The sequence below is a fragment of the Streptomyces sp. NBC_00354 genome (genome assembly GCF_036106915.1).
In the GTDB taxonomy this organism is placed as follows: Bacteria; Actinomycetota; Actinomycetes; order Streptomycetales; family Streptomycetaceae; genus Streptomyces.
In genome coordinates, this window is record NZ_CP107983.1 from 5,835,857 (window position 1) to 5,856,533 (window position 20,677).

General features: G+C 73.3%; 22 protein-coding genes and 1 other RNA gene. 11 read left to right on the plus strand and 12 right to left on the minus strand.

Features of this window, described 5'->3' with window-relative positions; all coding sequences use genetic code 11:
- Window positions 1-18: 18 nt before the first annotated feature.
- Window positions 19-1,260, plus strand: coding sequence for an ROK family transcriptional regulator (locus OHT74_RS26760; protein ID WP_266667484.1), 1,242 nt, complete (start codon window positions 19-21; stop codon window positions 1,258-1,260).
- Here the strand turns inward: OHT74_RS26760 and OHT74_RS26765 are convergent.
- Window positions 1,196-2,260, minus strand: a complete 1,065-nt coding sequence (locus OHT74_RS26765) for a hypothetical protein (RefSeq protein ID WP_328621623.1) — start codon at window positions 2,258-2,260, stop codon at window positions 1,196-1,198. The two genes, OHT74_RS26760 and OHT74_RS26765, sit on opposite strands and share 65 nt — an antisense overlap.
- A 294-nt stretch (window positions 2,261-2,554) precedes the next feature.
- Here OHT74_RS26765 and OHT74_RS26770 point away from each other — a divergent pair, with 294 nt between their 5' ends.
- From OHT74_RS26770 to OHT74_RS26780, 3 genes are read left to right on the plus strand one after another with little or no spacing between them, the layout of a single operon-like run.
- On the plus strand, window positions 2,555-3,412 hold the full coding sequence (locus OHT74_RS26770) for a Nif3-like dinuclear metal center hexameric protein (RefSeq protein WP_266667487.1): 858 nt from the start codon (window positions 2,555-2,557) through the stop codon (window positions 3,410-3,412).
- Window positions 3,409-4,152, plus strand: a complete 744-nt coding sequence (locus tag OHT74_RS26775) for a zinc ribbon domain-containing protein (RefSeq protein WP_266999400.1) — start codon at window positions 3,409-3,411, stop codon at window positions 4,150-4,152. The genes OHT74_RS26770 and OHT74_RS26775 overlap by 4 nt, the downstream gene beginning before the upstream one ends.
- Complete coding sequence (locus tag OHT74_RS26780; RefSeq protein ID WP_328621624.1) at window positions 4,152-5,483, plus strand: bifunctional RNase H/acid phosphatase; 1,332 nt, start codon at window positions 4,152-4,154, stop codon at window positions 5,481-5,483. Before OHT74_RS26775 ends, OHT74_RS26780 begins: the two co-directional genes overlap by 1 nt.
- A gap of 61 nt (window positions 5,484-5,544) precedes the next feature.
- On the opposite strand, the gene OHT74_RS26785 is transcribed toward OHT74_RS26780, so the two are convergent.
- The 3 genes from OHT74_RS26785 to rnpB form a co-directional block, all read right to left on the minus strand.
- Entirely contained in the window at window positions 5,545-5,799 is a 255-nt protein-coding gene (locus OHT74_RS26785; RefSeq protein ID WP_328621625.1) for a Txe/YoeB family addiction module toxin, read from the minus strand.
- Complete coding sequence (locus OHT74_RS26790) at window positions 5,796-6,071, minus strand: type II toxin-antitoxin system Phd/YefM family antitoxin (RefSeq protein ID WP_266667493.1); 276 nt, start codon at window positions 6,069-6,071, stop codon at window positions 5,796-5,798. The genes OHT74_RS26785 and OHT74_RS26790 overlap by 4 nt, the downstream gene beginning before the upstream one ends.
- A gap of 140 nt (window positions 6,072-6,211) precedes the next feature.
- An RNA gene (gene rnpB, locus OHT74_RS26795) (RNase P RNA component class A) lies at window positions 6,212-6,613 on the minus strand.
- A 79-nt stretch (window positions 6,614-6,692) separates the two neighbouring features.
- Here rnpB and OHT74_RS26800 point away from each other — a divergent pair.
- Together OHT74_RS26800 and OHT74_RS26805 are read left to right on the plus strand one after the other, a co-directional pair.
- Entirely contained in the window at window positions 6,693-7,430 is a 738-nt protein-coding gene (locus OHT74_RS26800) for a MerR family transcriptional regulator (protein WP_266667495.1), read from the plus strand.
- Window positions 7,427-8,314, plus strand: coding sequence for a hypothetical protein (locus OHT74_RS26805; RefSeq protein ID WP_328621626.1), 888 nt, complete (start codon window positions 7,427-7,429; stop codon window positions 8,312-8,314). The genes OHT74_RS26800 and OHT74_RS26805 overlap by 4 nt, the downstream gene beginning before the upstream one ends.
- Before the next feature lie 51 nt (window positions 8,315-8,365).
- On the opposite strand, the gene OHT74_RS26810 is transcribed toward OHT74_RS26805, so the two are convergent.
- Entirely contained in the window at window positions 8,366-8,629 is a 264-nt protein-coding gene (locus OHT74_RS26810; RefSeq protein ID WP_266667499.1) for a hypothetical protein, read from the minus strand.
- A gap of 242 nt (window positions 8,630-8,871) precedes the next feature.
- On the opposite strand from OHT74_RS26810, the gene yaaA reads away from it, so the two are divergent.
- Window positions 8,872-9,672: a peroxide stress protein YaaA gene (yaaA, locus tag OHT74_RS26815; protein ID WP_266667501.1), complete on the plus strand. Its 801-nt coding sequence runs from the start codon at window positions 8,872-8,874 to the stop codon at window positions 9,670-9,672.
- A 55-nt stretch (window positions 9,673-9,727) separates the two neighbouring features.
- On the opposite strand, the gene OHT74_RS26820 is transcribed toward yaaA, so the two are convergent.
- Together OHT74_RS26820 and OHT74_RS26825 are read right to left on the minus strand one after the other, a co-directional pair.
- The gene (locus tag OHT74_RS26820; RefSeq protein WP_266667503.1) at window positions 9,728-10,474 is read right to left on the minus strand and encodes a bifunctional DNA primase/polymerase; all 747 of its coding nucleotides are present in this window, start codon (window positions 10,472-10,474) and stop codon (window positions 9,728-9,730) included.
- A 212-nt stretch (window positions 10,475-10,686) separates the two neighbouring features.
- Window positions 10,687-11,316, minus strand: coding sequence for a TetR/AcrR family transcriptional regulator (locus OHT74_RS26825; protein ID WP_328621627.1), 630 nt, complete (start codon window positions 11,314-11,316; stop codon window positions 10,687-10,689).
- A gap of 111 nt (window positions 11,317-11,427) precedes the next feature.
- Between OHT74_RS26825 and ddaH the strand changes: the two genes are divergently transcribed.
- The gene (gene ddaH, locus OHT74_RS26830) at window positions 11,428-12,258 is read left to right on the plus strand and encodes a dimethylargininase (protein WP_443047569.1); all 831 of its coding nucleotides are present in this window, start codon (window positions 11,428-11,430) and stop codon (window positions 12,256-12,258) included.
- 3 nt (window positions 12,259-12,261) lie between these two features.
- Here ddaH and OHT74_RS26835 read toward each other — a convergent pair whose 3' ends face one another.
- Both OHT74_RS26835 and OHT74_RS26840 read right to left on the minus strand, forming a co-directional pair.
- Window positions 12,262-13,269 (minus strand): small ribosomal subunit Rsm22 family protein, encoded by a 1,008-nt coding sequence (locus OHT74_RS26835; RefSeq protein ID WP_328621629.1) that lies wholly within the window; start codon window positions 13,267-13,269, stop codon window positions 12,262-12,264.
- Between the two features lie 141 nt (window positions 13,270-13,410).
- Entirely contained in the window at window positions 13,411-14,766 is a 1,356-nt protein-coding gene (locus OHT74_RS26840) for a multidrug effflux MFS transporter (protein ID WP_328621630.1), read from the minus strand.
- A 108-nt stretch (window positions 14,767-14,874) separates the two neighbouring features.
- Here OHT74_RS26840 and OHT74_RS26845 point away from each other — a divergent pair, with 108 nt between their 5' ends.
- From OHT74_RS26845 to OHT74_RS26855, 3 genes are all read left to right on the plus strand, one after another.
- Window positions 14,875-15,636, plus strand: coding sequence for an SDR family oxidoreductase (locus OHT74_RS26845; protein ID WP_328621631.1), 762 nt, complete (start codon window positions 14,875-14,877; stop codon window positions 15,634-15,636).
- 72 nt (window positions 15,637-15,708) lie between these two features.
- A complete protein-coding gene (locus tag OHT74_RS26850) occupies window positions 15,709-16,569 on the plus strand; it encodes a PhzF family phenazine biosynthesis protein (RefSeq protein WP_266667518.1) in 861 nt (286 codons plus the stop codon).
- Complete coding sequence (locus tag OHT74_RS26855) at window positions 16,566-17,144, plus strand: GNAT family N-acetyltransferase (protein WP_328621632.1); 579 nt, start codon at window positions 16,566-16,568, stop codon at window positions 17,142-17,144. Before OHT74_RS26850 ends, OHT74_RS26855 begins: the two co-directional genes overlap by 4 nt.
- 59 nt (window positions 17,145-17,203) lie before the next feature.
- On the opposite strand, the gene efeU is transcribed toward OHT74_RS26855, so the two are convergent.
- The 3 genes from efeU to efeO are packed head-to-tail and all read right to left on the minus strand — an operon-like array spanning window position 17,204 to window position 20,585.
- Window positions 17,204-18,073: an iron uptake transporter permease EfeU gene (efeU, locus tag OHT74_RS26860; protein WP_328621633.1), complete on the minus strand. Its 870-nt coding sequence runs from the start codon at window positions 18,071-18,073 to the stop codon at window positions 17,204-17,206.
- Between the two features lie 25 nt (window positions 18,074-18,098).
- Window positions 18,099-19,415: an iron uptake transporter deferrochelatase/peroxidase subunit gene (gene efeB / locus OHT74_RS26865; protein ID WP_328621634.1), complete on the minus strand. Its 1,317-nt coding sequence runs from the start codon at window positions 19,413-19,415 to the stop codon at window positions 18,099-18,101.
- Between the two features lie 21 nt (window positions 19,416-19,436).
- Window positions 19,437-20,585 carry an iron uptake system protein EfeO gene (gene efeO, locus OHT74_RS26870; protein WP_266667526.1) on the minus strand — a complete coding sequence of 383 codons (1,149 nt, stop codon included), beginning with the start codon at window positions 20,583-20,585 and terminating at the stop codon, window positions 19,437-19,439.
- Between the last annotated feature and the right edge of the window lie 92 nt (window positions 20,586-20,677).

Genomic DNA, 20,677 nt, shown 5'->3' on the forward strand with positions numbered 1-20,677 from the left:
CTGCGCGAGAATGACCTGATGACCAGCAGCGACGAGGGCGCCGAGCAGCCCTGGAACCCCCAACGGCAGCGCAGCGCCAACGAGCGGCTGCTGTGGGACCGGCTGCGGTCCGGCGGGGCCGCCTCGCGGGCCCAGCTCGCGCGCGAGACGGGGCTGTCCAAGCCCACCGTCTCCAGCGCGCTCGCCGCCCTCGAACAGGCCGGCCTGGTCCGGGAGGCCGGTACGCACGCACCCGAGCGGGGCCGGATCGCCGTGCTCTACGCCCCCGATCCGACGGCCGGTTACGCCCTCGGACTCGACATCGGCCGGAGCTGGCTGCGCGTCGCCCTGGCCGACCTCGACGGCACCGTCGTCGCCCGCTCCGACGTCCGCAACCAGGCCCGCACCGCGAACAGCATGGCCGACCTCGCCGTGTCCGCCGCCCGCGGGCTCGTCGCCGACTCCGCACTGGACCCGGGCAAGGTCACCCAGGCCGTCGTCGGCACACCCGGCGTCTACGACGAGGACGAGCGCCGGGTCCGGTACGCCCAGCAACTGCCCGGCTGGGGCCGCCCGGGGCTGCTCGACCGGATCCGCGACGGGCTCGGCCTGCCCGTCGCCGTCCAGAACGACGCCAACCTCGCGGCGCTCGGCGAGTACACGTACGGCGTCGGCGCGGGCAGCCGGCTCTTCGTCTACGTCATGATCGGGACCGGCCTCGGCATGGGCATCGTCAACGAGGGCCGGCTGTTCACCGGGGCGCACGGCGGCGCCGGCGAGATCGGCTTCCTGCCGTGGGCGGGCCACCGGGAGCCGGAGCCCGAGGCCGACAGCATGGAGGACGCCGTCTCCGCCGAGGCCGTGGTCCAGACGGCCCGCGCCCACGGGATGACCGGGCCCCTCACCGCCAAGGACGTCTTCGACGCCGCCCGGGCGGGAGACGCGGCCGCCGCCCGGGCGGTGGAACTCGAGGGCGAACGCCTCGCCCACACCGTCGCGGCGGTCTCCGCCGTCCTCGACCCGGACCTCGTCGTCCTCGGCGGCGGGGTCGGCCGCAACGCCGACCTGCTGCGCACGGTCCGGCAGACGCTGCGCACCCTCACACCGCTGCGGCCGAAGGTGGCGCCCAGCAGCCTGGGGGAGGACGCGGTCCTGCTGGGCGCGGTGGCCACGGCGCTCGATGCGGCCCGCGACCTGGCCTTCGAAGGCCGCCGAGTTACAGCGGAGCCTGCTGCAGCGGTACGGGCCGCGGCGCCGCCGGCGGCGGCGGGTCGAGCCTGACCGGGGGCGGCGGGGCCACCGGCAGGGTCAGGCTCGTGATCCCGCACGGGACCTCGGGGGTGGCGTACGGGAGGTGCAGACGGCCCTCCCGGCTCCACAGCCCCGTACCGAGCCAGCCGTCGGGCGCCCCGAGGCGGAAGACGTGCCGGTCGGCGGGCCGCCACAGGCCGATCCCACCGTCCTCCAGCCGGAGCGCGACCCCGCAGGTCTCCGGCATGAGGGCCTGGCCCGGCTGCACCGCGAACGGGATCCCCGCCTCCCCGCGCAGGCACTCCGGGAAGCGCACCGGGAGGGAGCTGCCCAGCACCCCCCAGCCCAGGCGCGGTTCGCCCGGGGCGTCCGAGCGGATCAGCAGCAGCCCGCTGTCGGGGTCGGCCAGCAGCAGCCGGTCGTCGCTGCCCTCCGCGATCTGGAGCAGCGGGGACACCTCGCCGCCGCGGCCCAGGTCCACCGCGACGGCCTTGGTGGTGCCCTCCAGCTCGCGGTCCAGCGCCAGTATCCGGCCGGCCCGGTCGAGCCAGACGCCGCCCGAGCACCGGCCCGGGATCCGGGCGACCTGCCCGAAGGCGCCCCCGGCCACCTGCCAGACCGTGGTCCCGGCGTCCGAGGCGGCCAGGGCGAAGGCGCCGCATCCGTCCGGCGACGGGGGCAGCAGGGACACCCGTACGCCGCCGTCCCCGGGCTCCACCGAGCCCAGCGGGAGCTCCCCGGTCCGGGGCCCGGCCGCGGCGCCGCCCGTCGGGTACAGCAGCGCGAAGGCGTGCCGCTGCGCGACCCGACGGTGGATCAGCACCCGCCCGTCGGCCAGCGCCAGCACCTCGCTGTCGGCCTCCTCGGGCTGCGCGAGCGGCAGCGGCACCGCGTACGGCTCGGGCCCGGCCAGCGTCCAGCGCTCGGGGTAGCGGGCCTCACCGTCCCCGGCCAGCCGGGCAGCGTACGACCCGTCCGCGGCGATGGTGAACGGGGCCGTCGTCGTGATCTCGATGGCACAGACAGTCATCCGTGCGTCACCTCCGGGGAGGAAAGCTAGTTTTCGCAGTTCGGCCCGAACAGTGCGACCTTCCCCGCTTCACACATACGGGTGGCCGCCCGGCGGTTCGGCAGTGGTGGCGGGGGCGGTTGTGCTGTGCGATACAGATCCGACATGTCCTTCCGACGCCGCGGAACCGCCGCCGTCGCCTAAGTCGTCGGCTAAGCCGTCGGGCAAGTCGTCGAGCAAGTACGGAGCAGACGTACGGGCGGCCGGGACCCCGTACGGACTCTGCCGCTCCCGTACGGACGGTAGCCTTGGCCTGTGCCACGTCTCTCTGAAGTCATTGCCGCGCTGGACGCTCTCTGGCCCCCCTCGCGGGCCGAGCAGTGGGACGCCGTCGGAACCGTCTGCGGCGATCCCGACGCCGAGGTCTCCCGGGTCCTGTTCGCCGTCGACCCCGTGCAGGAGATCGTCGACGAGGCCGTGAAGCTCGGCGTCGACCTGGTCGTCACCCACCACCCCCTCTACCTGCGGGGCACCACCACCGTCGAGGCCGGCACGTTCAAGGGCCGCGTCGTGCACACGCTGATCAAGAACGACATCGCGCTGCACGTCGCCCACACCAACGCGGACACCGCCGACCCCGGCGTCTCGGACGCCCTCGCAGGCGCCCTCGACCTGCGGATCACCGGCCCGCTGATCCCCGATCCGAGCGACCCCGAGGGCCGCCGCGGCCTCGGCCGGATCTGCGAGCTGGACCACCCCGAGACCCTGCGCGCGTTCGCCGCCCGCGCCGCCGCCCGGCTGCCGCAGACCGCGCAGGGCATCCGCGTCGCCGGCGACCCCGACATGCCCGTCCGTACCGTCGCCGTCAGCGGCGGCTCCGGCGACAGCAACTTCGCGGCCGTCCGCGCCGCCGGCGTGGACGTCTACCTCACCGCCGACCTGCGCCACCACCCCGTGTCCGAGGCCCGCGAGCAGAGCCCGCTCGCCCTCGTCGACGCCGCGCACTGGGCCACCGAGTGGCCCTGGTGCGAGCAGGCGGCCGCGCAGCTCGACGCGATCTCCGAGCGCCACGGCTGGGGTCTGCGCACCCACGTCTCGCGCACGGTCACCGACCCGTGGACGGCGCACGCGCCGTCCGTCACACCCCCTTCTATCTCTGGAGCCCCCAACTGAACGCCGAGCCCGCCGACCAGATCCGACTCCTCGACATCCAGGCCCTGGACGTCCGGCTGTCTCAGCTCGCCCACAAGCGCAAGTCGCTGCCGGAGCACACCGAGGTCGAGTCCCTGGGCAAGGACCTGACGCAGCAGCGCGACCTGCTCGTGGCGGCCCAGACGCAGGCGAGCGACGCCGCCCGCGAGCAGACCAAGGCGGAGCAGGACGTCGACCAGGTGCGCCAGCGCGCGGCCCGCGACCAGCAGCGGCTCGAGTCCGGCGCCGGCGTCTCGGCCCGCGACCTGGCGAACCTGCAGAGCGAGGTCGTCTCCCTCGCCAAGCGCCAGGCCGACCTGGAGGACGTCGTCCTCGAGGTCATGGAGCGCCTGGAGGGCGCGCAGGAGCGGGTCACCGAGCTCACCGAGCGGGTCTCCACCCTCGAGGCCAAGCTGACGGACGCCACCGCCCGCCGTGACGCGGCCACCGGCGAGCTCGACGCCGAGGCCGCGAAGATCGCCAAGGACCGCGAGGTCATCGTCGCCTCGATGCCGGCCGACCTGATGGCCCTGTACGAGAAGATCCGCGTCAAGCAGGGCGGCGTCGGCGCAGCCCGCCTGTACCAGCGCCGCTGCGAGGGCTGCCGCCTGGAGCTCGACCTGGCCGAGGTCAACGAGATCAAGGCCGCGGCCCGCGACCAGGTCGTACGTCACGAGAACTGCGGCCGCATCCTGGTCCGTACGGCCGACTCGGGCATCTGATGCAGAGGCTTGTCCGGTTCGTCGTGGAGGCGGACGGGGGCTCCCGGGGCAACCCGGGGCCCGCCGGCTACGGCGCCGTCGTCCTGGACCCGGCGACGGGCGAGACGCTGGCCGAGCGCGCCGAGTACATCGGCGTGGCGACGAACAACGTGGCCGAGTACAAGGGGCTGATCGCCGGCCTCAAGGCCGCCCGCGAACTGGCCCCCGACGCCGTGGTCCAGGTCCGCATGGACTCCAAGCTGGTCGTCGAGCAGATGTCCGGCCGCTGGAAGATCAAGCACCCGGACATGAAGCCCCTCGCGGCGGAGGCGGCAACGATCCTGCCCCGCGCGCAGGTCACGTACGAGTGGATCCCGCGCGAGCGGAACAAGCACGCGGACCGGCTCGCCAACGAGGCGATGGACGCGGGCAAGCGCGGCAAGCAGTGGGAGCCGTCGGCTTCGTCGGCGGCCCTGGACACCTCGGCGGCGCGCGCCCTGGCCACCCCGCCGGCGGGCCTTCCGGGAGATGCCGCGAAGGGTGCCGCGGCCGTACGGGCCGCCCTCGCCTTCACCTCCCGTACGCCGGCCACCGCCCCGGCACGCGAGGAGGCCGGAGCCGACGCCCTGTTCGCGGAGCCCGGCGCCACCGCCCCGGGACACGTCCCCGCCCCGGCGGCCGCCCAGGCCCAGGCCCCGACCGCCACGCCGGGCTGGGGCCCCGACATGGGGACCCCGGCGACCTTCGTCCTGCTGCGCCACGGCGAGACGGCCCTGACTCCGCAGAAGCGCTTCTCCGGCAGCGGCGGCGCCGACCCGGAGCTGTCCCCGGCCGGCCGCCGCCAGGCTTCGGCGGTGGCCGAGGCGCTGGCCGCGCGCGGCACCGTCCAGACGATCGTCAGCTCCCCGCTGCGCCGCTGCCGGGAGACCGCGCAGGCCGTCGCGGACCGCCTCGGGCTGGAGGTCACCGTCGAGGAGGGCCTGCGCGAGGTGGACTTCGGCGCCTGGGAGGGCCTGACCTTCGCCGAGGTGAAGGAGCGCTTCCCGGACGACCTCCAGGCCTGGCTCGACTCCCCGAAGGCGGCCCCGACGGGCGGCGGCGAGAGCTTCACGGCGGCCACCCGCCGCATCTCGGCGACCCGGGACCGGCTGCTGGCCGTGCACGCGGGCCGCACGGTGCTGCTGGTCACGCACGTGACCCCGGTCAAGATGCTGGTGCGCCTCGCGCTCGGCGCCCCGCCGGAGTCGCTGTTCCGGATGGAGCTCTCCGCGGCCTCGCTCTCGGCGGTGGCCTACTACGCCGACGGCAACGCCTCGGTCCGCCTCCTGAACGACACGTCGCACCTGCGGTAGCCGACGGGAAAGCCCCCGCCCCCTGGATTCGCCGGGGGCGGGGGCCTTTTCGCGGCGCCGCTCAGTAGTGGTATCGAGCCTGCGCGATTTCCACGGCCTGGTCTTTGATCCGGTAGACGATACGGTGCTCGTCGGTGATCCTCCGGGACCACCACCCGGAGAGATTCTCCTTGAGCGGCTCGGGCTTCCCGGCCCCTTCGAACGGCGTTCGCTGAATCTCCTTGATCAGCCGATTGATCCTCCTGAGGATCTTCGGATCGGCCGTCGCCCAGTAGGTGTACTGGTCCCACGCACGGCTGGAGAACACCACCTTCACGCGGCGGACCCCGCGTCATCCACCGTTTCGATGAGTTCACGCGCCTGCCCGTGGCCGGCGTCGAGTTCGGCGATGGACTCCATGAGGATCTGCGCGTTACGAGGCGAGCGCAGGAGGTAGACCGTCTCCTGCCAGGACCGGAAGTCCTCGGCGGCCATGATGACGACGTCGCCGTGCTCGCGGGAGGTGACCTCTATCGGTTCGTGATCCTCGTTGACCTGTCGGATCAGTGGGTAGAAGCGGGTGCGGGCTTCGTTCGCCGAGATCGGCATGGGCTGACCTCCAGGTATTCATGAGCCGTACGACATTACGAGCCGTACGGCTTTACCGTACCAGTCCTCCGTGTGTGGCGTCTGAGGGCAAAAAAAGAGCCTCCCCGGGTCCCGCGCATGCGCGGATCGGAGAGGTACGGCAGACGAGCCGGCCTGTACGCCGGGTTCTGTCTCCCGGTGACCTCGCGGTCGCCGGGGAGACGGCCATCCATCTAGGACCGGCGTTGCCGCCGGCCTCGTGCGGTCTACCCGCGAACTCGGGCGGGCAGCCCTCGAGCGTTCGCGCAGAGCCGTCCGAAGACGGCTCCTCTTGACCTTGCTCCGGGTGGGGTTTACCTAGCCGCCTGGGTCACCCCAGGCGCTGGTGGTCTCTTACACCACCGTTTCACCCTTACCGAGGACCGAAGCCCCCGGCGGTCTGCTTTCTGTGGCACTGTCCCGCGGGTCACCCCGGGTGGCCGTTAGCCACCACCCTGCCCTGTGGAGCCCGGACGTTCCTCGGCGGGATCCGGAGATCCCGACGCGGCCGCCCGGCCGACTCGTCTGCCGTGGCGACCATGTTACCGGCTGTGCCACCCGCGGCTTGACCTTGACGCAGCGGCAGGGTTTCTACTGGACGGCATGCGGATCGGAGAGATCGCCGCGCTGGTCGGGGTCACCACCCGGGCCATCCGGCACTACCACCATGTCGGCCTGCTCCCGGAGCCGGAGCGCAGGTCCAACGGCTATCGCGCCTACAGCGTGCGCGACGCCGTGCTGCTGGCGCGGGTGCGCCGGCTCACCGAGCTCGGGCTGAGCCTCGACGAAGTGCGGGACGTCCTCGCGGACGACGCCGGGCGCGAGCTGGCCGACGTACTCGAGGAGCTGGACGCAGACCTGGCCCGGCAGGAGGCCGAGCTGGCCGAGCGCCGGCGCCGGCTCGCCGTGCTGCTGGCCGCGCCGCCCGGGGAGACCGAACCGGTCTCGCCCGCGCTCGCCGCGCTGCTCGCCAAGGCGCCGAAGACCGCCTCGCCGAGCGCGGCGATGGACCGCGAGCACCTGACGCTGCTCGACGTGTCCGGCGCCGCCGGCGAGGAGCTCTACGCCGCGCTCGCCCCGCTGGCCGCCGATCCGTCCGTCCTCGCGCTGTACGAGCGGCTGGACGAGCTGGCCGACGCCCCGGTCGACGACCCGCGGATCCCGGCGCTCGCCGCCGAACTGGTGGCGGCCGTCCCCGACGAGGCGTTCGCGGCGATCCCGGCCGACGGGCGGCCGGCCGGCGAGGGGTTCACGCAGGCGCTGCTCGCCGAGTACGCCCCCGCGCAGGCGGAAGTCGTACGCCGGGTGATGAAGGCATTCATGGAGAGGGGCCGGGGATGAGCGGCATACGGGCGGCGCGGTGGGCGGCCGGAGCCGTCCTGCCGGGGGAGCTGGTCCTGCTGGTGTGCGGGGCCGCCGGGGTGCGGCTGCCCGGCTGGGCGCTCGCCGTCGCGGAGGCGCTGGTGCTCTGCGTGCTGCTGCTCGAAGCCACGGTGCTGGGCAGGCTGTACGCCGACCGGCGCGGCCGCGGCGCCGACCGCGGGAGCGCCTGGCGGGAGGCCGTGCGTGCCGTCGTGCCCGCGCCCGTACGGAAACTGCTGCTGCACGAGCTGCGCGCCATGGCCTCGCTGACGCGGTGGGTGCTGCGCCGGCCGCCGCACGGGGTGGCCGCGGGCGAGCTCGCCGCGCGGTACACGGGACCGCAGACCGCCATGATGTACGGCTTCGTGTTCGTATCGGTCATCGAGACCGTCGCGCTGGCCTTCCTGATCCCGTGGCCGGCCGTGCACCGGGTGGTGCTGGTCCTCGACGTGTACGGGGTGCTGCTGGTGCTGGCGATGCACGCCGCCTGCGTGACCCGGCCGCACGTGGTCCGCCGGGACGGCTCCCTGCGGATCCGCTACGGGGCCCTGTTCGACCTCACCGTCCCGGCGGACGGAGTGGCCTCCGTCCGGGTGGACCGGCGCTACCCGGAGGGCCGGCTCGTCTCCCTCTCCGAGGACGGCGTGCTCGACCTGATCGTGGGCAGCCAGACCACGGTGACCCTGGAGCTGACCCGTCCGCTCCCGTTCGTCCGGCCGCTCGGCTCCCGGGCCGAGGCCCGCACCATCCGCTTCCACGCCGACGACCCGCACACGCTGGTGGCCGCGCTGCGCCGGTCCGGCCCGGACGGGGCCCCGCCACGGACGGGGGCCCGGGACGATGCCGGCGCGGAGGCCCGGTGACGCCGGGGCCTACAGCAGCACGAAGTGCCTACGGCAGCACGAACTGGCAGCTCACGGAGGGTTGGCCGCGTACCGGCAGGCGCCGTTCGCGGCGCCGCCCGCCACGCCGGCCGCGGTCAGGGCGCTCGCACAGCCCTGCAGGTCACCGTGCACACCCTGGACGCAGGCCGACGTGACGGCGTCCGAGACGTCGACTCCCGACCTCGCGACCAGGTTCGTGCAGGCCGGGATGTCCGCGTGGGCGGCGAAGGCACCGCCGCCGAGTACGAGGGTCAGGCCGGTGAGGACACCGGCGATACGAACCGACATGCGCATGGGAGGCACCTGCTCTCCGGGCGGTCGGGGGACTCGCGGATCCGGTCGCTCGCGGGTCCGGTCGGGGCGCCGGACGGCTGCCCCTCTCCTTTCGACGCTAGGGCAGCCCGCCGCCGCACGCACGCCGGCACCGCGCAGGGCCGTGCACCCTGGGGCCGGTGGCTCGGGGTGGCACGGCGAGAGCCTTACCCTGGCTCGGGGGCCGCACCCCCTGCGCCGTGTCGTACTGAAGGAGAACCACCGTGCTCGTGCTGCTGCCCCCGTCCGAGGGAAAGGCCGCCGACGGCTCCGGCGCGCCCCTGGAGCCGGAGACGCTGTCACTGCCCGGACTGGCCGAGGCGCGGGCGGCCGTGCTGGCGGAACTGGTCGAGCTGTGTGCGGGGGACGAGCTGAAGGCCCGCGAGGTGCTCGGCCTGAGCGAGGGGCTGCGCGGCGAGGTGGCGAAGAACGCCGGGCTGCGGTCCGCGGTGGCCCGGCCGGCGGGGGAGATCTACACCGGCGTGCTGTACGACGCACTGGGCCTGGCGGACCTGCCGGCGGGCGCGCGGGCGCTGGCGGAGCAGTCCCTGCTGGTGTTCTCGGGCCTGTGGGGCGCGGTCCGGGTGACGGACCGGATCCCCTCGTACCGCTGCTCGATGGGCGTGAAGCTGCCGGCGCTGGGTGCGCTGGGGGCGTACTGGCGGGAGCCGATGGCGGCGGTCATGCCGGCTGCGGCGGGTGACGGGCTGGTGCTGGACCTGCGTTCCTCGGCGTACGGGTCGGCGTGGAAGCCCAAGGGCGAGGTGGCGGGGCGGACGGCGACGGTGCGGGTGCTGCACTCGCAGGTCGTGGACGGCGTGGAGAAGCGGTCGGTGGTGAGTCACTTCAACAAGGCGACGAAGGGTCGGCTGGTGCGGGACCTGCTCGTCGCGGGCGCCGTTCCTTCGACCCCGGCGGACCTGGTCACGGCGCTGCGCGACCTGGGCTACGCCGTCGAGGGCGAAGCCCCCGCAAAGCCGGCCAAGGCCTGGTCCCTGGACGTGGTGGTCACCCGGATCCACTGACCGCAGCCGGTCCGTGACCCGGGCCCGCTGCGCCCCGCGCAGCGGCTCGCCCGGGTCAGCGGCTCAGGGGCCAGGCCGCTGAAGGGGTCCGGTCGGACGCGCCCGCGTACGTGGCGCAGGCGTCCGTCAGCGTTTCCAGGAGCGTGAGGGGATCCGGGAGCGGATGCTCCATACCGCGGATCCAGGTCACCGCCAGGTCGCCGGGGAGGGCGGCCGGGGGAACCAGCACGTAGCTGCCACGGCAGTGCCACCGCAACCCCGGGTGCTCGTCCATCGTCTCCGGGTGGCAGTCCAGCTCGCAGGGCCACCACTCGTCCTCGTCCTCGGGGGTCCCGCGCGTCGCCGTGAAGAAGAGCATCCGGGCCTGGTCGCCCGTACCGCCCGACTCCGCGACCGGGCCGACCTCCACGCCCGCCGCCAGCAGGCGGGCCAGTGCGCTCGCCCCGGCTTCGAGGGGGACGTCCAGTACGTCGTGGACCATGCCCGTCGCGGTGATGAAGTTCGCCTGCGGCTGGTTGCGTGCCCAGCGTTCGATCTGCGCGCGGTCGGTCGACGACTGCGTCTGCCAGGCGAAGGAGAGGGGGTGCCGTGCGGGCGTGGGACAGCCGATCCGCTCGCACGAACACCGGTAGCCGGCGGGGTGGGCGGCGGGGGCGAGCGGCAGGCCTGCGGCGGCCACGGCCAGCAGAAGGGCCTCGCGTGCGCGCTCGGGATCTTCGGGGGAGGGTTTGGGCCGCCGGCGCAGCCACTGGGAAATCCTGCTCTGCTCGCCGCGTTTGACGCGGCCGGACTCAGACCCCATCTATCCCCTCACCTCACCGTTTCCCCGGCAGACCCTCACATGGTCCCACCATCCTGCGCTCCGGGTGACCGCACTCCCCAACCGGGGGGTGGTGGAGAGGTGTAAGGAGCGTGCGGAACGGTAGGCGGAATACCGTCACATTCCAGTTAAATTCGGCCAATTGTCCCCGCCGCCACCCGCCACCCGCCGACCACCGGCCGGTCACCTTCCCGTCAGCCGGCGGTGACCTTCGACACCCCGCCCAGCACCCGGTCCACCAGCGCGTCCGTATAAGCGTGCGTCAGCGGCGCCGTCCGCAGCAGCCAGCGGTACGTCAGCGGCCCGACCAGCATCTCCACCGTCAGGCGCAGGTCCACGTCCGCCGCGAGCTGCCCGGCCTCCCGGGCCACCCGCAACCGTGCCTCGTACAGGGCGAGCTGCGGCTCCAGCAGCTGCTCGGTGAAGCGGGTGCTCAGCTCGGGGTCGGTCGCCCCGGCGGCGGTCAGGGCACGCGTGGGGGCGTCGTACTTCTCGTCGTTGAACTGGTCCACCGTCATCCGCAGCACCAGCTTGAGGTCCGCCGCGAGGTCCCCGGTGTCCGGGAAGCCGGTCCAGCCGGCCTCGGTCTCCGCGTCCCCGAAGAGCGCGAGCGAGGCGTCCAGCAGGACCGCCGCCTTCGACGGCCACCAGCGGTAGATCGTCTGCTTGCCGACGCCCGCGCGGGCGGCGATGGCCTCGATGGTCAGCTTGTTGTAGCCGACTTCCCCGACCAGTGCGAGCGCCGCGTCGAGGATGGCCCGCCGGGAGCGGTCGCTGCGGCGGGCGGGGTCGGGGGCCTTACCGTCGGACGTTCTGCTGCTCATTCGGACAAATTATCAACGCGAGACGTCTCGTCTTTGTGTCATTCCGTAAATCACCCCATCAGTCCACTGCGCGGTCTCCGTCGAGGAGAGACGATTCTCTCCACATCTCCCGTGAGTCGTGAGGAGCCTTCTTTGCGCAGAGACGCCACACCCCGGCGCTACTTGATGTGCCCACCCGCACACTTCAAGGTCACGTACTCCATCAACCCGTGGATGGATCCCACGAAACCGGTGGACCTGCCCCTCGCACACGCCCAGTGGGAAGACCTCCGGGACCGCTACCGCTCCCTCGGCCACACCGTCGAGACGCTCGTACCGGACCCCGAGCTGCCCGACATGGTCTTCGCCGCGAACGGCGCCCTCGTCGTCGACGGCCGGGTACTCGGCGCCCGGTTCGCCTACCCGGAGCGCGCCGCCGAGGCGGAGATCCACCTCGACTGGTTCCGGACCCACGGCTTCCAGGAGGTCCACGAGCCGTCCCATGTCAACGAGGGCGAGGGAGATTTCGCCGTCACCGCCAGCTACATCCTGGCCGGCCGGGGCTTCCGCTCCAGCCCGCTCTCGCACGACGAGGCGCAGGAGTTCTTCGGCCGGCCGGTCATCGGCCTCGACCTGGTGGACCCGCGGTACTACCACCTGGACACGGCGCTGTGCGTGCTCGACGGCGACGAGGTCATGTACTACCCGCCGGCCTTCTCGCCCGGCAGCCGGGCGGTGCTCGGGCGGCTGTTCCCGGACGCGCTGATCGCCGGCGCCGAGGACGCGGCGGCCCTCGGCCTGAACGCCGTCTCGGACGGCCGGCACGTCCTGCTCCCGCAGGCGGCGGCCGGGCTGTTCGCACCCCTGCGGGACCGGGGCTTCGAGCCGGTCCCGATGGACCTGGGCGAGCTGCTCAAGGGCGGCGGCAGCGTGAAGTGCTGCACCCAGGAGCTGCGGATGTAGCGGCTACGGGGTGGCCGGCGGCCACTCATGGCCCCAGTCGGCGTCCCGCGCCGCCTTGTACAGGTCACCGTGGCGCTTGGTCACGTTGACCCGGGTCAGGCCCTCGCTCTGCGGACCGCACAGCTCCAGCAGGACGAGCCCCTTCCGGATCTGCGGCCTCCGCGTGATCCGGGAGGTGGCCGGCTCCACCGGGAAGCGGGTCGCTGCCACGTAGCTGAACTTCTCGTCCTCGTACGGGAGGGACCCGCCCTTGACCTGCCGGTGCAGGGAGGACCGGCTGACCCGCGCCGAGAAGTGGCACCAGTCCTGCCCGACCTCGATCGGGCAGGTGCCGTCGTGCGGGCACGGGGCGGCGACCTTCAGCCCCGCCCCGATCAGCTGGTCGCGGGCCTCGCGGATGCGCAGGTACCCCTCGGGCGTGCCCGGCTCGATCAGCACCACCGCCTGCCCGGCGCGGGCCGCCTCGGCGACCACGGCCCGGCGGGCCTCCGGCGTCAGCTCGCCGAGTACGTACGACACCGTCACGAGGTCCGCATCGGGGAGGGCCAGCCCGGATCCGATGACGGCCCGCCGCCACTCGGCGGTGCGCAGCACCTCCGAGCCGGAGGACGCAGCGAGCTCCTTGCCGAGGGCCAGCGCCGGCTCCGCCCAGTCCAGGACCGTGGTGCCGCGCGGGCCCTCCCAGATGGCGTCCACCGCCCAGGTCGCCGCGCCCGTGCCGCCTCCCACGTCGACGTGGGAGGCCGGGGACCACTGCGGCGCGGCCTCGGCGAGCGCGTCGAGGGCGGACCGTACGGCCTCGAAGGTGGCCGGCATCCGGTACGCCGCGTACGCCGCCACGTCGGAGCGGTCGCGCAGGACGGGCGCGTCGGTCGGGGTCCGGCCGCGGTAGTTGGCGATCAGCCGGTCGACGGCGGCGGTGGCCTGCTTCGGCGGGAGCCCGTCGAGCAGCCCGCCGAGTGCGGACCGCAGGGTTTCGGCGCTGGTGGGGACGGAGGCGGAGGCGTTCACCAGCGAAGTTTACGGCGCCCGGGACACCCCGGACGCCGCGCCCGCGCCCGCGCCCGTGCCCGTGCCCGAGCCCCCGCCTCCGCCCGGGCCCGGGCCGTCCGGCTCACACCCCGCCGTCCGGCCGGGGCCCGGGCGTCCGGCTCAGACCGCGGACTCCCGGTTCTGCCAGGGCCGGCACATGCCGGCGAAGCAGGCGGCCGCCAGCAGCGAGCACACCAGCTGGACCACCGCCATCGGCACCGCCGTGCCCTCGCCCGCGATGCCGACCAGCGGCGAGGCGATCGCCCCGACCAGGAAGGAGGACGTGCCCAGCAGCGCCGAGGCCGACCCGGCCGCGTGCGGGGTGCGCATCAGCGCCAGCGCGTTGGTGTTCGGCAGCACCACGCCCATCGCCGACATCAGCACGAACAGCGCGGCGGCGATCGGGACCAGCCCGACCTCCCCGAACGCCCCGGCCGCCATCAGCAGCAGCGCCACCGAGGCGGCGGTGATGACGGCGATCCCGCCCGCGAGCACCTTGTCCAGGCGGACCCGGCCGACCAGCAGCTTGCCGTTGACCTGTCCGGCGGCGATCAGGCCGACCGAGTTGAGGCCGAACAGCAGGCTGAAGGCCTGCGGCGAAGCCCCGTAGATCTCCTGCACCACGAAGGGCGATGCGGAGATGTACGAGAAGAGCGTGGCGAAGGCGAAGCCGCCGGCCAGGGTGTACCCGGCGAAGACCCGGTCGGCGAGCAGCCCGCGCATGGTCCGCAGCGCGGAGCCCACGCCGCCGGTCTGCCGCTGCCCGGGCGGCAGGGTCTCGCCGAGGCTGCGCCAGACGACGAGGGTGAGCAGGGCGCCGACGGCCGTGAGGACGACGAACACCCCGCGCCAGTCGGAGAAGCGGAGCACCTGGCCGCCGATGAGCGGGGCGACGACCGGGGCCACGCCGGATATGAGCATCAGTGTGGAGAAGAACCGGGCCATCTCGACCCCGTCGTACAGGTCGCGTACGACGGCCCGGGCGATGACGACCGCGGCGGACCCGGCCAGGCCCTGGAGCAGCCGGAAGCCGATCAGCAGCTCGGCGGTCGGGGCGAGGGCGCAGATCGCGGTGGCGAGTACGTACACGACCATGCCGAACAGCAGGGGCCGGCGGCGGCCCCACTTGTCGCTCATCGGGCCGATGACGAGCTGACCCAGCGCCATGCCGGCGAGGCAGGCGGTGAGGGTGACCTGGATGGTGGCGGCCGGGCTGTCCAGGGCGTCGGTGACCTCCGGCAGGGCCGGCAGGTACATGTCCATGGACAGCGGGGGGAGGGCGCTGAGCCCGCCGAGTATGAAAGTGACGAGCAGTCCGGTACGGCGGGCGGACGTGAGCGGGGCGGAAGCGGGCCCCGGTACGGAAGGGGTCTGCGGTGCGGAAGCGGTCTGCGGTGCGGAAGCGGTCTGCGGTGCGGAGGGCGTCTCGGGCGACGGCTCGTGCGAGGGGGCCGTCGCGGGGCCTCTCTCCGGCATGCGGAACTCCAGTCTTTTCGTCGTCTTTTCACACCCCCGACCGACCCATGCTCTCAGCTGTCGGAACGTCCGTGGACCGATGCGACATGTGACGTAGCCTGCGGCCCCATGAACGCAAGTGGGAAGAAGATCGCCCTGGTCACCGGGGCGGGCTCCGGCATCGGCCGCTCCGTGGCGCTGACCCTGGCCGCCGCCGGCTGGTCGGTGGCCGTCGCCGGCCGCCGGACCGAACCGCTGGAGGACACGGCGAAGGCGGCCGGGGCCGGTGCGGACGTGCTGGGCGTACGGGCGGACGTGAGCGATCCGGACGACGTGGCCGCGCTGTTCGCCGCGGTGCGCGAGCACTACGGGCGCCTCGACCTCCTCTTCAACAACGCCGGAACCTTCGGCCCGGGCGGCGTCCCGCTGGAGGACCTCACGTACGAGGCCTGGCGCTCGGTGGTCGACGTCAACCTGACCGGGTCCTTCCTGTGCGCGCAGGCGGCCTTCCGGCAGATGAAGGCGCAGGACCCGCAGGGCGGCCGGATCATCAACAACGGCTCGATCTCCGCGCACGTGCCACGGCCGAACTCGGTCGCCTACACCGCGACCAAGCACGCGATGACGGGCCTGACGAAGTCGCTCTCGCTGGACGGGCGGCCGTACCGGATCGCCTGCGGGCAGATCGACATCGGCAACGTGGCCACCGAGATGACCGAGCGGATGCAGACCGGGATCCTCCAGGCGAACGGGCAGCTGGCGGTGGAGCCGGTGATGGACGCCGCCGACGTGGCGCGCACGGTGCTTCACATGGCGGAGCTGCCGCTGGAGGCGAACGTGCAGTTCGCGACGGTGATGGCGACGACGATGCCGTACATCGGGCGCGGCTGATCCCCTGGCCGGGGCCGAGGTCGGGGTCGGGGCCGTGGGAATGCGGGCGGCGGGCCGGGAGTTGGGGTGATCATGACTGACGTGCTGCGTTACACCGCCTTCTCCGACGACCCGGCCGGGGGCAATCCCGCCGGGGTCGTGCTCGATGCGACCGGGCTGGACGAGGCCGACATGCTCGGTATCGCCGCCGAGCTGGGCTACAGCGAGACGGCCTTCCTCACCGCCCCGCCGGAGGGCCTCGGCGGGGAGGCCGGACGGGCCTTCACCGTGCGGTACTTCAGCCCGAAGGCGGAGGTTCCCTTCTGCGGGCACGCCACCGTGGCCACCGCCGTCGCGCTGGGCGAGCGGATCGGGCCGGGCGAGCTGGTCTTCGCGACCCGCGCGGGCACGGTGCCGGTGTCGGTGACCCGGGACGGGCAGGGCGGTCTGCGGGCCGTCCTGACCAGCGTCGAACCGCACGTCGAGGACGTCGACCCGGCCGACCTCGCCGAGGCGCTGGCCGCGCTGGACTGGCCGGAGGCCGACCTGGACCAGGCCATCCCGCCGCGGATCGCCTATGCCGGAAACCGCCACCTGGTGCTCGGCGCCGCCACCCGGGCCCGGCTCGCGGACCTCGCGTACGACTTCCCCCGGCTGGAGGCGCTGATGCGTCGCCTGGACCTGACCACCGTCCAGCTGGTGCACCGGGCGGGCCCGGCGCTGTTCGACGTACGGGACCCCTTCCCGGTCGGCGGCGTCGTGGAGGACCCGGCGACCGGAGCCGCCGCGGCCGCCTTCGGGGCGTACGCGCGCGAGCTCGGCCTGGCCCCGGCGGACGCCGTCCTCACCCTCCACCAGGGCGAGGACATGGGCCGCCCGGGCGTCCTCACGGTGGAACTCCGCGCCGGCGACCCCCGGGTCCGGGTCGGGGGCAGCGGGGTCCGCATCGCATGAGCCCCGCCCCGCACGCGGCGACGGTGCTGACGTACGCGGAAGCCGAGCTGCCGGCCGGGCTCGCCGCGCAGGTCGCCGCGCTGGAGGCGCAGGCCTGGCCCGGCGCCGGCGCCGGGCACGACCCCGCGCTGGCCCCCCGGGTGATGCTGCTGCTGGACGAGGACGGCACGGTGGCCGCCTCGTTGGCGCTGCTCCACAAGCCGGTCCGGCACGAGGGGCGTACGTACCGCGCGGCCGGGCTGAGCGCGGTGGTGACCAGGGACACCGCGCGGGGCCGCGGGTACGGCGGCCGGCTGGTGGCGGCGGCCCGCGCGGCGCTGGCCGCCGACCCGGCCGTGGACCTCGTGCTGTTCAGCTGCGACCGGCCGCTCGTCCCCTTCTACGAGGCGGCCGGCTTCACCCGGCTGCCCGGGACCGTACTGGTCGGCGGGACGCCCGAGGAGCCGCTGGCCACGGACGCGCCCGGCTTCGCCAAGGAGGTCCTGGCCGACTTCCCCGGCCCGGACACCGATGCCGCGGCCTTCGCGGGAGCACGGATCGCCTTGTACCCGGGGCTCGTCGACCGCCTCTGGTGACCCGGCCCGGACATGCCGGAGGGGCCCGGATCATGTCGATCCGGGCCCCTCCGCATGCCTTACGAGCCGCTGGTCCCGGCCTCCGCGGAGACCGCTTTCGCCGGGGCCGCCGGGGCGGCCGGGGCCGTCGTACGGCCGAGCACCCCGAGGAACAGGAGCAGCGTCGGGACCAGGTACGCCGCCCACACCGCGACCTGGAACCAGGTCGGATCCGGCTGGAAGTTGAACGTGCCCTTCAGCAGCGTCCCGTACCAGCTGTCCGGCGGGACCGCCGAGGTGACGTCGAAGGCCTTGTTCATGAGGCCGGGCAGGAACTCGGCCTCCTGGAGGTCGTGGACCCCGTACGCGAGCACGCCCGCGGCGACCACGACCAGCATCCCGCCGGTCCAGGTGAAGAACTTGGACAGGTTGATCTTCAGCGCGCCGCGGTAGAACAGCCAGCCCAGCAGGATCGACGAGCCGATCCCGAGCAGCACGCCCACCAGCGGGCCCGCGCCGTTTCCGGCCGCGTGCACCGACCGCCACACGAACAGCGAGGTCTCCAGGCCCTCCCGTCCGACGGCCAGGAACGCCGTCGTGACCAGGGCGCCCGTGCCCATCGCGAGGGCCGCGTCGAGCTTGTCCTGCAGCTCGGCCCTCATGTGCCGCGCGGTGCGCTTCATCCAGAAGACCATCCACGTCACGAGGCCCACCGAGACGATCGACAGGCTGCCGCCGATCGCCTCCTGCGCCTGGAACGTCAGCTCCGAGGTGCCGAATTCGAGCCCCGCGCCGAAGGCCAGGCTGAGCGCGGCCGCGAGCCCGACGCCGAGCCACAGGGGCCCCAGCTTGTGCTTGTTCCCGGTCTTCACCAGGTACGCGATGAGGATGCAGACGACCAGGCTGGCCTCGAGCCCCTCGCGCAGGCCGATCAGATAATTGCTGAACACGTCGGTTCCTTTCCGTGCCGCGGAACTACGCGAACAGCGCCCGGCCCCACCAGTCGTCCTTGTCGCGGACGCCCGGCGGAACGGCGAAGAGGGCCGAGCTGACGTGCTGGATGTACTCGTTGAGCACGTCGCTCTTGGCCAGGTTGCGCTGGATCGGGACGAAGCCCTTGCGGACGTCGCGCTGGTAGGCGAGGAAGAACAGGCCGGCGTCGAGGCGGCCCAGTCCGTCCGAACCGTCGGTGAACGAGTAGCCGCGGCGCAGGATCGTGGCCCCGCTGTTGCTGTCCGGGTGCGCGAGGCGGACGTGCGCCTCCGGCTTCATCGCCTTCAGGAACGGCTCGTCGCGCTCCTTCGACTTGCCGACCGGCGCGCCCTCGGCCTTGTCCCGGCCGAAGATGTCCTCCTGCTCCTGGAGCGGAGTGCGGTCCCAGATCTCGATGTTCATGCGGATCCGGCGGGCGACCAGGTACGAGCCGCCGGCCATCCACGCCGAGCCGCCCTTGGCCTCGTCCGCGACCCACACGTGCTTGTCGAGGCCTGCGGTGTCGGTGCCGGAGATGTTCCGGGTGCCGTCCTTGAAGCCCATCATGTTGCGCGGGGTCTGCTCGTCCGGGGTGGTGGACGAGGTCTTGCCGAAGCCGAGCTGCGACCAGCGCACCGCCGTCTTGCCGAAGCCGATCCGGGCGAGCTGGCGGATCGCGTGCACCGCGACCTGCGGGTCGTCCGCGCAGGCCTGCACGCAGATGTCGCCGCCGCTCTTGGCCGGGTCCAGGTTGTCGCCGGGGAACAGCTCCAGGTCGACCAGGGCCTCCGGACGCCTGCCCTCCAGACCGAACCGGTCCTTGGCGAAGAGCGAGGCGCCGAAGCCGATGGTCAGCGTCAGCCGGGACGGCTTGAGGCCGAGCGCCTCACCGGTGTCGTCCGGCGGGGCCTCGGGGAGGCCGCCGACCGCGCCCTCGCCGACGGGGAGTCCGGCGGTCATCCGCTCGGCGGCCCGCGTCCAGTCCTTGAGGAGCTGGACGAGCTCCGCGCGGTCCTTCGTCTTCACGTCGAACGCGGCGAAGTGCAGCCGGTCCTGGACGGCGGAGGCGATACCGGCCTGGTGCGCGCCGTGGAAGGGCACGGCGGAGCCGCTGAGCGCAGCCGGAACGGCGTCCGTGGTGCCGGTGAGCGCGGCGACCGTACCGCCCGCCGCGGCGGCGCCGAGCGCGAGCCCGGCACCGCCCCAGCCGAGCACGGACCGGCGGGACGGTCCGCCGGTTGCTTCACCGGAGGCGTCCTTGGCGGTGGCCTCGGCGGCGGCCTCGGTGGCCGCGCCGGTGGTGCTGGTGTCGTCAGACATGTCCGTTACCCCTGATCCGCGTTACTTGGCGACGACGGCGGCAAGCTTGGACAGCGGCTCCCCGAGGGCGCTGACCGCGTCCGAGAGCTCCTTGCGCTGGTCCTGGCCGACGGTCTCGTACGACGTGAAGTCGTAGGTGTTCTTGTCGGCGCGGTACTTGTCGAGCAGCGTGTTCATCGCGGCGAACTGCTTGTCCAGCTCCGCGGACAGGGCCGGGTCGTTCTTCGCGGCGACCGGCTTGAGCAGCTCGTACGCCTTCTGGGCGCCCTCGACGTTGGCCTTGAAGTCGACCAGGTCGGTGTGGCTGTAGCGCTCTTCCTCACCGGTGACCTTGCCGCTGGCGACCTCGTCCAGCAGCTCCTTGGCACCGTTCGCCATCGAGGTGGGGGTGATCTCCGCCTGGCCGACCTTCTTCACCCAGTCGTTCAGATCGGTCATCAGCTGGTCGGCGAGCTTCTTCTCGTCGTCGCCGATCTTGTTGTCGGCCCACAGGGCCTTCTCCAGGCGGTGCCAGCCGGTCCAGTCCTTCGCCGGGTCCTGGCCGGCCTCCAGGCCGTCCTCGCGGACGTCGACCTTCGGGTCGATGTCGCCGAAGGACTCGGCGACCGGCTCGGTGCGCTCCCAGCCGATGCGGGACGCGGCGTACGCCTTCTTGGCGGCCTCGACGTCGCCGGCCTTGACCGCGTCCGCGAAGGCCTGGGCCTTGGGGAGGGTCTGGTCGGCCTGCTCCTGCACGTACTTGCGGTACTCGGCGACCGCGGCGTCCAGCTCGGGGCTGCGCTTCTCGGCGGCGCCGTTGCCCGTGGCCTTGACCTTCTGGCGGATGCCGTCGCCCTTCATGCCGGGCTTGCAGGCGATCTCGTACTCGCCGGCCTTGATCTCCGCGGTGATGGAGGCCTTGGTGCCGGGGCCGATGTTCTCGCGCTCGGCGACGATGCGGTCGTCCGGGAAGAGGACGTAGACCTCGGTGACCTTGGAGCCCTTGTTCTCGACCTCGAGGGTGACCTTTCCGGCGGGGAACTCCGTCTTGGAGACCTCGCAGGCGCTGTCGGAGGCGGCGACCTTCACGGCCCCGTCGCCGGCGCCGCTCTTCTCGGCGCAGCCGGTGACGGCGGTGAGCGCAGCCACGGCGGCGACCGCGGTGAGGACGGTGAGGCGGGCGGGACGCATGCGGGCTCCTGGCTGTGTGGCGTTCGGCAGACGGCCGCCCCGATCAAGGGGGGCGGCCGGTGAGGCGGACCTAACTTAACCGAGGCTTACCT